10 protein-coding genes are annotated in these 12,032 nt (G+C 72.0%); 9 read left to right on the plus strand and 1 reads right to left on the minus strand.

Annotated features, from left to right (window positions below; translation table 11 throughout):
- Positions 1-21 precede the first annotated feature (21 nt).
- From C593_RS0123380 to C593_RS30340, 3 genes are all read left to right on the plus strand, one after another.
- A complete protein-coding gene (locus tag C593_RS0123380; protein WP_018849755.1) occupies positions 22-1,755 on the plus strand; it encodes a (2,3-dihydroxybenzoyl)adenylate synthase in 1,734 nt (577 codons plus the stop codon).
- A 154-nt stretch (positions 1,756-1,909) separates the two neighbouring features.
- Positions 1,910-2,878: a TerC family protein gene (locus tag C593_RS0123385; RefSeq protein ID WP_018849756.1), complete on the plus strand. Its 969-nt coding sequence runs from the start codon at positions 1,910-1,912 to the stop codon at positions 2,876-2,878.
- A gap of 52 nt (positions 2,879-2,930) precedes the next feature.
- Positions 2,931-3,128, plus strand: coding sequence for a hypothetical protein (locus tag C593_RS30340; protein ID WP_018849757.1), 198 nt, complete (start codon positions 2,931-2,933; stop codon positions 3,126-3,128).
- A 91-nt stretch (positions 3,129-3,219) separates the two neighbouring features.
- Here the strand turns inward: C593_RS30340 and C593_RS0123395 are convergent, their stop codons facing one another.
- Positions 3,220-4,167 carry a methionyl-tRNA formyltransferase gene (locus C593_RS0123395; protein ID WP_018849758.1) on the minus strand — a complete coding sequence of 316 codons (948 nt, stop codon included), beginning with the start codon at positions 4,165-4,167 and terminating at the stop codon, positions 3,220-3,222.
- A 261-nt stretch (positions 4,168-4,428) separates the two neighbouring features.
- Between C593_RS0123395 and C593_RS0123400 the strand changes: the two genes are divergently transcribed.
- The 6 genes from C593_RS0123400 to C593_RS0123425 all read left to right on the plus strand — a co-directional run bounded on the left by C593_RS0123400 (position 4,429) and on the right by C593_RS0123425 (position 12,029).
- Positions 4,429-5,784, plus strand: coding sequence for a lysine N(6)-hydroxylase/L-ornithine N(5)-oxygenase family protein (locus C593_RS0123400; protein ID WP_018849759.1), 1,356 nt, complete (start codon positions 4,429-4,431; stop codon positions 5,782-5,784).
- An 87-nt stretch (positions 5,785-5,871) separates the two neighbouring features.
- Positions 5,872-6,930, plus strand: coding sequence for an iron ABC transporter permease (locus C593_RS0123405; RefSeq protein WP_026278000.1), 1,059 nt, complete (start codon positions 5,872-5,874; stop codon positions 6,928-6,930).
- The gene (locus C593_RS0123410) at positions 6,927-8,057 is read left to right on the plus strand and encodes an iron ABC transporter permease (RefSeq protein WP_018849761.1); all 1,131 of its coding nucleotides are present in this window, start codon (positions 6,927-6,929) and stop codon (positions 8,055-8,057) included. Before C593_RS0123405 ends, C593_RS0123410 begins: the two co-directional genes overlap by 4 nt.
- Positions 8,058-8,085: 28 nt before the next feature.
- Entirely contained in the window at positions 8,086-8,976 is an 891-nt protein-coding gene (locus C593_RS0123415; RefSeq protein ID WP_018849762.1) for an ABC transporter ATP-binding protein, read from the plus strand.
- 128 nt (positions 8,977-9,104) lie between these two features.
- On the plus strand, positions 9,105-10,175 hold the full coding sequence (locus C593_RS0123420; RefSeq protein ID WP_026278002.1) for an iron-siderophore ABC transporter substrate-binding protein: 1,071 nt from the start codon (positions 9,105-9,107) through the stop codon (positions 10,173-10,175).
- 45 nt (positions 10,176-10,220) lie between these two features.
- Positions 10,221-12,029 (plus strand): ABC transporter ATP-binding protein, encoded by a 1,809-nt coding sequence (locus tag C593_RS0123425; protein WP_018849764.1) that lies wholly within the window; start codon positions 10,221-10,223, stop codon positions 12,027-12,029.
- Positions 12,030-12,032: the final 3 nt, after the last annotated feature.

Genomic DNA, 12,032 nt, shown 5'->3' on the forward strand with positions numbered 1-12,032 from the left:
CCCGGGAGAAACGGAGTCCCCGTGCCGACGGCACCCGAAGCCGCCACGCACCACCCCGCCACCGGACGGCCGCCCGAGGCCCCCGCGACGGCGGCCGCCCCCGCCGCCCCGGAAGCGCTCGCCCCGGCCCGGGCCGACGCCCCGCTCTGGCCCGAGGAGTTCGCCGAGCGGTACCGCGCCGCAGGCTGGTGGCGCGGCGAGACCTTCGGCGGGATGCTCCGCGAACGCGCCAAGGCCCACCCGGACCGCGTCGCGGTCGTCGACCCGGCTACGGAGAGACGCTGGACGTACGCCGAACTCGACCTGCGCGCCGACCGCTTGGCTGCGGGTCTGCTCGCCCGGGGCGTCGGCGCGGGCGACCGGGTGGTCGTCCAGCTGCCCAACACGGCCGAGTTCTTCGAAGTGATCTTCGCGCTGTTCCGGATCGGCGCCCTCCCGGTGTTCGCCCTCCCGGCCCACCGCGAGTCCGAGATCGGCTACTTCTGCCGCTTCACCGAGGCCGTCGCCTATGTCGTCGCGGCCGAGCACGAGGGCTACGACTACCGCACCCTGGCGACCGCCGTCCGGGCCGGGGCGCCCGCGCTGCGGCACGTCCTGGTCGCCGGCGGCGACCCCGGAGAGCACGAGGCCCTCGCCGGGGTGCCCACCGACCCGGCCGCCCTGGACCGGGTCCCCGGCCCGGCCCCCGGCGGCCTTGCCTTCCTCCAGCTGTCCGGTGGCAGCACGGGGGTCCCCAAGCTGATCCCGCGCACCCACGACGACTACCTGTACTCGGTCCGCGGCTCCAACGAACTCTGCGGCGTCGACGAGAACAGCGTCTACCTGTGCGTGCTGCCCGCCGCCCACAACTTCCCGCTCTCCTCCCCGGGCACCCTCGGGGCCCTGTACGCCGGCGGCACCGTCGTCCTGTGCCCGCGGCCCGCCCCCGAGACCGCCTTCCCCCTCATCGAACGGGAGAGGGTCACCATCACCGGCCTGGTGCCGCCGCTCGCCCTGGTGTGGACCGAGGCCGCCGCGTCGACCCCGTACGACCTCGGCAGCCTCCAGGTGCTGCTGGTGGGCGGCGCCAAGTTCAGCGAGCAGGCCGCCCGCCGGGTCCGGCCCGCGCTCGGCTGCACCCTCCAGCAGGTGTTCGGCATGGCGGAGGGGCTGGTCAACTACACCCGCCTCGACGACCCCGAGGAGACCATCGTCACCACCCAGGGCCGGCCCATCTCGCCGGACGACGAGATCCGTGTCGTCGACGACGAGGACCGCGACCTGCCCGTGGGGGAGACCGGTCATCTGCTCACCCGCGGCCCCTACACGATCCGCGGCTACTGGCGGGCCCCCGACCACAACGCGCGCTCCTTCACCGCGGACGGCTTCTACCGGACCGGCGACGTCGTCCGGCTGACCCCGACCGGGCACCTGGTCGTCGAGGGCAGGGCCAAAGACCAGATCAACCGCGGCGGGGAGAAGATCGCCGCCGAGGAGGTCGAGAACCACCTCCTGGCCCACCCCTCGGTGCACGACGCCAGTGTGGTCGGCGAACCCGACCCCTACCTCGGTGAGCGGACCTGCGCCTATGTGATCCTCCGGGACGGCGCCGAGCCGCTGAAGGGCTCGGCGGTACGCCGCTTCGTCCGCGAGCGGGGGCTCGCCGCCTACAAGGTGCCGGACCGGGTCGTGTTCGTGGACGCCTTCCCGCGCACGGGCGTCGGCAAGGTCTCCAAGAAGGACCTCCGCGCCGCCGACGGCCCGCCCGCGCACTGAGCCGCCCGCCGCCGCACCCCCGGAACCGCGCCCCCGGAACGGGGACCCCTCGTTCCGGGGGCGCGTGCGCGCGTGGGGGAGACAAGGGCCGCGCCGTGGGTGAGACTTTCCGGAGGGGTCACTGACCACACCCGCCCGGTGAGGGGGTTGTCGCGTGCTGGATGTGCCGGCCTGGCTGTGGATCGCGTTCGCCGTGACCGTCGTGGTGTCGCTCGCCGTCGACCTCCTCGTGCACCGCGACACCCATGTCATCGGGTTCAAGGAGGCCGCCGCCTGGAGCGCCGTGTGGATCGGCCTGGCCGTCGTCTTCGGCGGAGTCGTCTTCCTGGTCCTCGGCCCCACACCCGGTGTCGAGTACACGACGGCGTGGCTCCTGGAGAAGAGCCTGTCCGTCGACAACCTCTTCGTCTTCGCGCTGATCTTCGCCTACTTCAAGGTGCCCCGGGAGTACCAGCACCGGGTCCTGTTCTTCGGCGTCATCGGCGCGCTGGTCTTCCGCGGCATCTTCCTCGCCGCGGGTGTCGCCGTGGTCAGCCGCTTCACCGCGGTCCTCTTCCTCTTCGCGGCGATCCTCTTCTACAGCACATACAAGATCCTCACGGGCCAGGACGAGAGCTTCGATCCCGGGCAGAGCTTCGCGGTCCGCATGCTGCGCCGGATCGTGCCCGTTCGGGACGCGTACGCCGGGCCGCACTTCTTCGTGAAGGAGGACGGCCGGCGGGTCGCCACACCCCTCCTCGCGGTGGTGGCGGCGATCGAGGCGGCCGACCTGGTGTTCGCGGTGGACAGCGTCCCCGCCGTCCTGGCGGTCAGCGACGACACCTTCATCGTCTACACCAGCAACGCCTTCGCCATCCTGGGCCTGCGCGCCCTGTACTTCCTCCTGGCCGGACTGCTCGACCGCTTCCACTACCTCAGCAAGGGCCTCGCGCTCATCCTGTCCTTCATCGGTGTGAAGCTGATCCTTCAGGCGCTGCACAAGATGGTCAGCCCGGACATCCCGGAGATCCCCTCGCCGGTGAGCCTGGTGGTCATCACGGTGGTGCTCGCCGTCTCCGTCTTCCTCAGCATCCGCAGGCCCCCGGAGGGGGCGAAGGAGACGGAGCGGGCCGCCGAGGAGTGAACCGCGGCAAACTTTGTCTCATTATTTGGCAAACTCGCCTATTCTGGTGAATATGCGCAAGGACGAGGACACGCAGGCACGGCAGGCCGGACACGTCTGCCCCGCCTGCGGTCAGCCGGTGGAGGCCGAGGTCACCCGGCACAAGACGATGGGGATGTTCGTCCCCGTCTACAAGCCCGGCCCCTGCCACAACCCCGACTGCCGCGAGCACGCCGCCGAGGACGACGAGATCTGGACCGGCCACTCCTAGGGCACCCCAGGCCACCCCAGATCACCACGGGCCGCACGCTTGCGCACCCGGGGCGGCCCTGTCCCCGGGGTGCGCCCGCGCCGGCCGGGTCTCAGGGCCGGCCGGTCAGATAGCCGCCCATCGCGGTGAAGTACTCCGTCGCGGGCAACTCCCGCCCGTCCTCGGTCCGTACCCGGGTGACGGCCAGTCCGCGGTTTCGGCCGGTCCGGGCGTCGGCCCCGGCGACGATCACCACCCCGTCGCCCTCGCGGTAGAAGACACGGCCCGGGGTGCCGCCGTAGCGGCCCTTCGAGACCACGGCGGCGAGGATCTCCAGCCGCCTGCCCCGGTGGAAGGTGAAGGCGCTCGGATACGGGTCGGACTGGGCCCGGACCAGGCGTTCGAGGTCCTCGGCCGGCCAGGACCAGTCCATGCGGATGTCCTCCTCCGAGCGCTTGTGGAAGAAGGTCGCCCGGGAGCGGTCCTGCGGGGTGAACTCCGTCTCGCCTGCGGCGATCCGGGCGAGGGCGCCGGTGGTGACCGGGGCGATCAGGTCCACGGTCCGGTGGAAGAGGTCGGTGGCGGTGTCCGTGGGGCCGACCTTGACCGCCTCCTGCCTCACGATGTCACCGGCGTCCAGTTCGTCGTTCATGATGTGCGCGGTGACGCCCACCTCGGACTCCCCGTTGATGAGGGCCCAGATCAGGGGGGAGAAGCCGGCGTACGCGGGCAGCAGCGAGTCATGGATGTTCAGGGTGCCGTGGCGCGGGAGGCGGAAGATTCGCGGCGGGATCCAGGTGCGCCAGTTGTTGGCCACGATGATGTCCGGGGCGGCCTCCGTGAGGAGCTCGAACAGCTCGTCGTCGTCCGGCCGGTTGCGGATCGCCACGGGGACTCCGTGCGCCTCGGCGAGGCCGGCGACGGAGTCGCTCCAGATCTTCTCGTAGGCGTGCTCGCTTCTGGGGTGCGTCACCACCAGCGCCACGTCGTGTCCGGAGTCCAGGAGGGCTTGCAGGGTGCGGTGCCCCCAGGTCTGGTAGCCGAACATGACGACCCGCATCGGGTTCCTCCTCGGGGCAGGTGGGGGACCGACGGCAAGTAAAGCAAGGCTTGCCTAAGGTGGCAACGGGGCGTGTTGCGGACACTGTTGACGATCCGTCACGTAGCGAGAGCACCTTTCTCGCCCTGTCGACACCGGCGTACGATGAGCTTAGGCTCACCTAAGTTCCGCTCCGGGCTGCCCTCCGGGGGCCCGTCCCCTCGTCCGTCCCACACCCCCGTCCGGCGGCTTCCCGTATGACCCGCATGCATTGGGAGTGACATGTCTCAGGTTCTTCCTGGCGACGCACCACTGGTCCACGACCTCATCGGCATCGGCTTCGGCCCCTCCAACGTGGCCATGGCGATCGCGGTCGGCGAGCACAACGCCCACGTCGGCAGGCAGGAGCAGGTCACCGTCCACTTCTTCGAGCAGCAGGCGGGCTTCGGCTGGCACCGCGGCATGCTGATCGACGACGCGACCATGCAGGTGTCCTTCCTCAAGGACCTGGTGACGCTGCGGAACCCGGCCAGCGAGTTCAGTTTCCTGTGCTACCTGAAGAGCAGGAACCGGCTCGTCGACTTCATCAACCACAAGAGCCTCTTCCCCCTGCGGGTCGAGTTCCACGACTACTTCGAGTGGGCCGCGGCCCAGGTCGGTGACCTGGTCTCCTACGGCCACGAGGTCGTCTCCGTCACGCCCGTCGACCGCGACGGCACCGTGGAGCACCTGGACGTGACCGTCCGCTCGGCGGCGGGGCTCTCCGTCCACCGGGCCCGCAACCTCGTCGTCGGCACCGGGCTGCGCCCCCTGATGCCGGAGGGCGTCCCGCGCGGTGAACGCGTCTGGCACAACTCGGACCTGCTGCGCAAGGTCGACGCGCTCACGGACGCCTCGCCCTCCCGGTTCGTCGTCGTGGGCGCCGGGCAGAGCGCCGCCGAGAACGTCGCCTATCTGCACCGCCGCTTCCCCGGGGCCGAGGTCTGCGCCGTCTTCACCCGCTACGGCTACAGCCCCGCCGACGACAGCAGCTTCGCCAACCGGATCTTCGACCCCGGCGCGGTCGACGACTACTTCGCCGCCCCGGAGAACGTCAAGAGCCGGCTGATGGCCTATCACGGCAACACCAACTACTCCGTGGTGGACATCGACCTGATCGACGATCTGTACCGGCAGATGTACCGGGAGAAGGTGCTGGGAACCGAACGCCTGCGCTTCCTCAACGTCTCCCGGGTCACCGGCGTGCGGGAGACCCCGGACGGCGTGCGCGCGACCGTGACCTCCCTCGTCACCGGTGAGGAGACGCCCCTGGACGCCGACGCCGTGGTGTTCGCCACCGGCTACAGCCCCGCCGACCCCCTCGGGCTCCTCGGCGAGATCGCCGGGCGCTGCCTCCGCGACGACGCCGGGCGGGTGCGCGTCGAGCGCGACTACCGCGTCGTCACCGACCCGGACCTGCGCTGCGGGATCTACCTCCAGGGCGGCACGGAGCACACGCACGGCATCACCACGTCCCTGCTGTCCAACACCGCGATACGGGTCGGCGAGATCCTGGACTCGCTCCTCGACCGCAGCGTCAAGGCCCACTCCGACGAGTCCCGTCCCGCCGCCGGCGGCATCGGCAACGCGGCCCGCTGACGGGGGTCCGCCCCGCCGCCCGGACCGCCGCACCGGCTTACCGGCTTTCCGCCGCCCCGGCCGAGCAGAGGAATGACGTACGTCGACATGTGCGCGATCGCAGTGGAACGCCCCGTGCCCGGGGGCGCAACGGAGGCCCGCCGTCGGCGGGTCGCGGGTGCGGGCGCCCTGCTGGGGGTCCTCGTCGTCGCCGCGGCGGTGTCCCTGGCGGTCGGCGCCCGCGCGCTGAGCCCCGCCGAGGTCTGGCACGGGCTGTTCGCGGACCCGGACCCCGACCGCCGGCTCACCGAGGTCAGGCTCATCGTGCAGACCGTCCGGTTGCCCCGGACGGTCCTCGCGGTCGTGGCGGGCACCGCCCTCGGCGTCGGCGGCGCCCTGATCCAGGGCTACACCCGCAACCCCATCGCCGACACCGGCCTGCTGGGGATCAACGCGGGAGCCTCCTTCGCCGTGGTCTCGGTGATCGCCGTCCTCGGGTTCACCGACCCCTTCCAGTACGTCTGGTTCGCCTTCGCCGGCGCGGCGGTCGCCGGAGTCGTCGTCTTCGGGCTCGCCGGCATCGGCCGGGGCGCGGGCAACCCGCTGACGCTCGCCCTGGCCGGACAGGGCGTGGCGGTGTTCCTCCTGGCGATGACCACGGCGGTCGCGCTGACCGACCAGAAGTCCCTGAACGCGCTGCGGTTCTGGAACGCGGGCTCGCTGACCGGCGTCGGCTTCGACGTCATCTGGCCGGTGAGCGCGTTCATCGCCACCGGACTGGGGATGGCGCTCCTCGTGCTGCCCGCCCTCAACCTCCTCAGCCTGGGCGAGGACGTGGCCCGGGCGCTGGGCGTCAACATCGCGCTGAGCCGGACCACCGGTATCGCCGCCGTCACGCTGCTCGCGGGGGCGGCGACCGCGGCCTGCGGCCCCATCGCCTTCCTCGGGCTGATGGTGGCCCATGTGGCCCGCTATTCGACCGGACCGGACTACCGCTGGCTGGTGCCGTACGCGGGTCTGCTCGGCGGTGTCGTCCTGCTCGTCTGCGACATCGTGGGACGCCTCGTGGTACGGCCGGGCGAACTGGACGCGGGGGTGGTGGTCGCCCTGCTGGGCGCCCCCTTCTTCGCGGTCCTGGTCTGGCGGGGAAAGTTCAGGAGCGCATGAACGGGGCGGGCGTGAGCGGGTCGGGCGTGAGCGGGTCCGGCGTGACGAAGACGGACGCGGACGGGGCGGGCGTCAAGGCGGCGGTCGCGCCGGGCGTACGGCTCGGCCCCGTGTCGTTCGTGTGGCGGCCCTGGCCGGTCCTGGTCGCGCTGCTGCTGGCGGCCGCGGCCTTCCTGGCGTTCTGCCTCTCCATCGCCGTCGGCGACTTCCCCCTCGCCCTGTCCCGGGTGGTCGCCACGATCCTCGGCGGGGGCGAACCGGTCGACGAGTTCGTGGTGATGGACCTGCGGATGCCGAGGGCGCTGGCCGGCCTGGTGGTGGGGACCGCCCTCGGGGTCTCCGGCGCGATCACCCAGTCCGTGGCGCGCAATCCGCTCGCCAGCCCTGACATCCTGGGGATCACCTCGGGGGCCGGCGCGGTCGCGGTCTTCGCGGTGACCGTCTCGGGAGGGGCGGCGGCCGCCGTCGCCGGCGCGGTGGGGCTGTCCGCCGCCGCGCTGCTCGGCGGGCTCGGCACCGGGCTGCTGGTGTACTTCCTGGCGTGGCGGCGCGGGATCGACGGCTTCCGGCTGATCCTGATCGGCATCTCGGTGACCGCCGTGATGCAGGCGCTCACCACCTGGCTGCTGGTCTCGGCCGACATCAGGGACGTGGCCCGCGCCCAGGCGTGGCTGATCGGCTCGCTGGACGGCCGCTCCTGGGACGAGGTGCGGATCGTGCTGTGGGGCACCCTCCTCCTCGGGTGCGTCGTCGCGGCCGTCGCGTTCCCGTTCAAGGCGATGCACCTGGGGGACGACGTGGCCGCCGGGCTGGGCGTCCGGTACACCCGGGTGCGGGCCGTCCTGCTGCTGTGCGCCGTGCTGCTGGCCGCCGCGGCCGTGAGCGCGGCGGGCCCGGTGCCGTTCGTCGCCCTGGTGGCCCCGCAGGTGGCGATGCGTCTGGCCCGCGTCCCCACACCGCCGTTCGTCGCCTCCGGTCTCCTGGGGGCGCTGCTGCTGACCGGCTCGGACCTGGTCGCGCGCTCCGTGGTGCCGGTCACCCTTCCGGTCGGGGTGGTCACGGCCGCGATCGGCGGGCCGTTCCTCGTCTATCTGCTGGTGCGGGCGAACCTGGGGCAGCGGTCATGAACCAAGAGGAACCGACCAAGGGGGGCGTGTGACCGCTCAGTCCACCACCGGGAGCGAGTCCGGGACGGGAAACGGGACGGGTGCCGGGGGAGCCCCGCGGCTGGCCGCCCGGGGCGTCACGGTCGGATACGGCGGCCGCGCCGTCATCGACGGTCTCGACGTCACGATCCCGCCGGGCGTGATCACCACGATCATCGGCCCCAACGGCTGCGGCAAGTCCACCCTGCTGCGCACCCTCAGCCGGCTGCTCAGGCCCATTAGCGGAGCCGTGGTGCTGGACGGCGAGGACATCGGCCGCCTGCGGACCAGGGACGTGGCGAAAAAGCTCGGTCTGCTGCCCCAGGCGCCGGTGGCGCCCGAGGGGCTGACCGTGGCGGACCTGGTCGCCCGGGGCCGCCATCCGCACCAGAGCTGGCTGCGCCAGTGGTCCTCGGACGACGCCGGGGTGGTGGAACGCGCCCTGGCCATGACCGGGGTCCTGGAACTCGCCGCCCGCCCGGTCGACTCCCTCTCCGGCGGCCAGCGGCAGCGCGTCTGGATCTCGATGGCCCTGGCCCAGGGCACCGATCTGCTGCTGCTGGACGAGCCGACCACCTATCTGGACCTGGCGCACGCGATCGACGTGCTGGACCTGGTCGACGATCTGCACGAGTCGGGCCGCACCGTGGTGATGGTCCTGCACGACCTCAACCTCGCCACCCGCTACAGCGACAACCTCGTGGTGATGCGGGCGGGTTCGATCCTGGCACAGGGGCATCCGCGGGACGTGATCACCGCCGGGCTGCTGCACGAGGCGTTCGGGCTGCAGGCCGTGGTGATCGAGGACCCGACAGGCGGGGGACCACTCGTCGTACCTATCGGTCGTACGCATGTCCGAGAGGGCGCCGAAGGGCTCCCGCACGGCGCTGACCAGGGGTGAATCCGTCAACTTCCTTACAGGGTTGGAAAGTTGGACGGTTAGGCTAGGCTTACCTCACTTGCACGGGATAGTGTCTGGCTGCCCTCGACGCAGGGTGCCGTGGACGGCACGAAAGCAAGGGAGTCCGGATGCTTCTCCATCGAACGACGCCGGTGAATCCATGGCGGCGACTTGCGGTGGTCCTCTCCGCCGCGACCCTCGGCGCCGGCCTTCTCGCGGGCTGCGGATCCGACGCGCCGGACACGAAGGCGGCGGACGAGAACACGGAAGGCAAGAGCGAGAACACCCCGGCCGCCGGAGCGTTCCCGGTCACCGTCGAGCACGCCTTCGGATCGACGAAGGTCGCGAAGGCCCCCCAGCGGGTCGTGTCCGTCGGCTACACGGACGACCAGGCGATCCTGGCCTTCGGCATCAAACCGGTCGGCATGGTCGACCAGTACCCCAACCCGGCGGGACAGACCCCCGACATCAACACCCAGTGGCCGTGGGTGAAGGACAAGTGGGGCGAGGCCCGCCCCGAGGTCGTCATGAACAACGGCGACGCCGGCCCCAACTACGAGAAGATCGCCTCCCTGCGACCGGACCTGATCGTCGCCGTCTACTCCGAGATCGACCGGGCCGCCTACGACAAGCTGTCGAAGATCGCCCCCACCGTGGGCCGCACCAAGGCCGAGAAGGAACCCTTCAGCGCCCCCTGGCAGGACAACGCGCTCCATATCGCCAAGGCGCTCGGCAAGGAGACCGAGGGCGCCGCGATGGTCGAGGGCATCCAGGAGAAGCTCGACGCGGCCAAGAAGGCGAACCCCGCCTTCGCCGGCGAGAAGGCCGTCGCCCTGTCCTGGTACAAGGACACGGTCACCCCGTTCACCTCAACCGACGTCCGCGGACGGCTCGTCACCGGCATCGGGTACGGCTACCAGGCGGAGATCGACAAGGCCGCCGGCGGCAGCTTCTCCGTGCAGCTCTCCCCGGAGCGCATCGACCTGGTCGACGTGGACCGCATCTTCGTCATCAACGACAAGGCGGACACCGACGCCCTGAAGAAGTTCGAACTCTTCGCCAACCTCCCCGCCGTCACGAACGGCAAGGTCTCCTACCTGCTGGACAGCGAAGGCCCCGCGGTCGGCGCCGCCATCTCCCAGAGCACCCTGCTGTCCCTGCCCTACGCCATCGACGAGCTCGTCGCATCGGCCCGGTAGCGTGTTCGTCCACCCGTCCCGTCCCCGGCATGATGTGGTCCCCGAGTGACTGTCACCGACACCCCCGCCACCCCCGTCAACCTGCGCACGGCGACGGGAGGAGAGGCCGCCCGGTGGGTCGCCGCGCACTGCCGCGAGACCCCCTGGCTCGCCGCGTCCACCGTGCTGACCACGGTGGCCGGGGCAGCCCTCCAGGTCCTCCCGGTGCTCCTGCTCGGCCGGGTGGTCGACGGGGTGGTCGGGGACGAAGCGTCCTCGGTGCTCGTCACGGTCGGGATCCTGATGGTGTCCGCCGCGCTCCTCGGCGCGGCGGCCACCGCCGTCTCCACGTATCTGATCGGGCGGCTCGGTGCGGAACTTCTCGCCGCGCTGCGCGAACGAGCCGTCCGCGCGGTGCTGGGGATGCCGAGCGCCCGGGTCGAACAGGTCGGCCGGGGCGATGTCCTCTCCCGGGTCGGCGACGACGTCGCCGTCCTCTCCAAGGGCATCCGGACCGCCGTCCCCACCGTGTTCTCGGCCGGGGTCCTGGTCCTCATCGCGACGGCCGGCATGTTCGGCCTCGACTGGCGGCTCGGCCTCGCCGGCGCCGGCGCGCTGCCCGCCTACGCCCTGGCCCTGCGCTGGTACCTGCCCCGCTCCGCCCCGCTGTACCGCAGGCAGCGCATCGCCCAGGCCGACCGCGCCCAGGCCCTGATCAGCGGGCTGAACGGCATCGACACCGTCCGGGCCTACCGCCTGGAGGACGCCGTCCGCGAGAAGGTCACCAGCGAGTCCTGGCGGGTGCGCGACCTCGGCGTCGAGGTGTTCCGCTTCTTCGGCCGCTTCGTCGGCCGGGAGAACCGCGCCGAGTTCATCGGCCTGGTCCTGATCCTCCTGGTCGGCTACGCCCTCCTGGAGGCCGACGCCGCCACCCTCGGCGAGGTGTCGGCCGCCCCGCTGATGTTCCACCGGCTGTTCACCCCGCTCGGCGCCATCATGTTCACCTTCGACGAGGCCCAGAAGTCCGGCGCCAGCCTCACCCGCCTGGTCGGGGTCCTGGGAGAGCCCGCCGAGGAGCGCCTGGTGGGCGACACCACCGTGGCGGAGGCCGCGGCCGTGCCCCACCCGGTGCGGGTGGAGGGACTGACCTTCGGCTATCCCGGCACCGGCCGGCCGGTACTTCGGGACGTGAACCTGACCATCCCCGCGGGCGGTTCGCTCGCCCTGGTGGGGGCGACCGGCGCCGGCAAGTCCACCCTGGCCGCGCTGGTCGCCGGTATCGGCACCCCGGGCGCCGGCTCCGTGCGCATCGGCCCGCACGACCTCGCCGGCCTGGACGAGGCCGGTGCGCGGACCCTGGTGACCATCCTGACGCAGGAGACGCACGTCTTCTCCGGCACCCTCGCCGACGACCTGCGCCTCGCCGCCCCCGACGCGGACGACGCCGTGCTGCTCGGCGCCCTGGAGACGGTCGGCGCCGGCGACTGGGCCGGCCTGCTGCCCGAGGGGCTGCACACCCCGGTCGGCGAGGGCGGCGAACGCCTCGACGGCACCAGGGCCGCCCAAATCGCCCTGGCCCGGCTCGTCCTCAGCCGCTCACCGGTCGTGGTGCTCGACGAGTCGACCGCGGAGGCGGGCAGCGAGGGCGCCGCCGAACTGGAGCGCGCCGTGCTCGCCGCGTGCGCGGGCCGCACCACCCTGTTCGTCGCCCACCGGCTGACCCAGGCGATGGCGGCGGACCGGATCGCGGTGCTGGACGCGGGACGCGTGGTGGAGGAGGGGACGCACGCGGAGCTGGTGGCCCTGGGAGGCAGGTACGCGCGGCTGTGGCGCGCCTGGCGCGAGGGCAGTGAGACGGACGTTCAGTCAGGTTAGGCC

It is taken from the genome of Streptomyces sp. CNT372 (assembly GCF_000377145.1).

Bases quoted from the DNA above. Each gene is read 5' to 3' on its own strand.
- C593_RS30340 (WP_018849757.1), top strand. From the start codon at position 2,931: ATGCGCAAGGACGAGGACACGCAGGCACGGCAGGCCGGACACGTCTGC.
- C593_RS0123395 (WP_018849758.1), bottom strand. From the start codon at position 4,167: ATGCGGGTCGTCATGTTCGGCTACCAGACCTGGGGGCACCGCACCCTG.
- C593_RS0123400 (WP_018849759.1), top strand. From the start codon at position 4,429: ATGTCTCAGGTTCTTCCTGGCGACGCACCACTGGTCCACGACCTCATC.
- C593_RS0123405 (WP_026278000.1), top strand. From the start codon at position 5,872: ATGTGCGCGATCGCAGTGGAACGCCCCGTGCCCGGGGGCGCAACGGAG.
- C593_RS0123410 (WP_018849761.1), top strand. From the start codon at position 6,927: ATGAACGGGGCGGGCGTGAGCGGGTCGGGCGTGAGCGGGTCCGGCGTG.
- C593_RS0123420 (WP_026278002.1), top strand. From the start codon at position 9,105: ATGCTTCTCCATCGAACGACGCCGGTGAATCCATGGCGGCGACTTGCG.